This window comes from Stenotrophomonas chelatiphaga, assembly GCF_001431535.1.
Taxonomy (GTDB): domain Bacteria; phylum Pseudomonadota; class Gammaproteobacteria; order Xanthomonadales; family Xanthomonadaceae; genus Stenotrophomonas; species Stenotrophomonas chelatiphaga.
Window position 1 is genome coordinate 1 of the sequence record NZ_LDJK01000136.1, and the last position, 724, is coordinate 724.

1 protein-coding gene and 1 pseudogene are annotated in these 724 nt (G+C 63.8%); both read right to left on the minus strand.

The features are described from left to right. On the minus strand, nucleotides 1-443 hold a 443-nt coding region (gene petA / locus ABB28_RS17500), incomplete at its 3' end, for a ubiquinol-cytochrome c reductase iron-sulfur subunit (protein WP_057687623.1). Between the two features lie 150 nt (nucleotides 444-593). Then, nucleotides 594-724, minus strand: a pseudogene (locus tag ABB28_RS17845) (lytic transglycosylase domain-containing protein); the annotation flags it as partial.

The following is a 724-nucleotide window of genomic DNA, read 5'->3' on the forward strand; positions in this document are numbered from 1 at the left end:
TCGGGGCGGATCTCGGCGACCATTTCCGGCGAACAGCCCAGGTGGGTGCACAACCCGACCAGCACCGATACCGCCGGCTTGATCGAGCGCAGCTCCGGGTTTTCCTTCAGCACGTAGGCCGGCTGCTGGTCCTGGACGCTGGATTCGGGATCCTTCAGGCGCCCGTCCAGGCCCGGCAAAGCGTCCAGTACCGCCTTGGAACGCTTGACGATCCAGATCGGCTGGCCGCGCCATTCCAGGATCAGCCGTTGGCCTTCCTGCAGGGCACTGATGTCAGCGGTGATCGGTGCGCCGGCCAATTTGGCACGCGCACTGGGATTCCAGGACTTGATGAAAGGAACCGCGACGAAACCGACGCCGACCGCACCGACCACCGCCGTGGTGGCAGAAAGAAAACGGCGACGTCCATGATTCACTGGATCGTATACCCCATCGTTGGCCATCCGGCACTCCGATATTGATTAGGTAGCTTTAAGGCTGCCGGCAACCTGGTGGGGGCCAGGCCGCTTTGAATCTGAAACGAGTGTAGCGAAACGTTTGTCGCGGTCAATGTGCCAGTGCAGCAGCGCGACGCCGCTGGACCGGCCGAGCGGCTACTGGTTGCTGGCCAGCGCCCCCCGGTAGCGTTCGGCAAGCTGCCCGACCCGCTGCACGTAGTAGCGCGTTTCACTGTACGGCGGAACACCGCCATGGCGGTCCACCGCGCCTTCACCGGCGTTGTAGC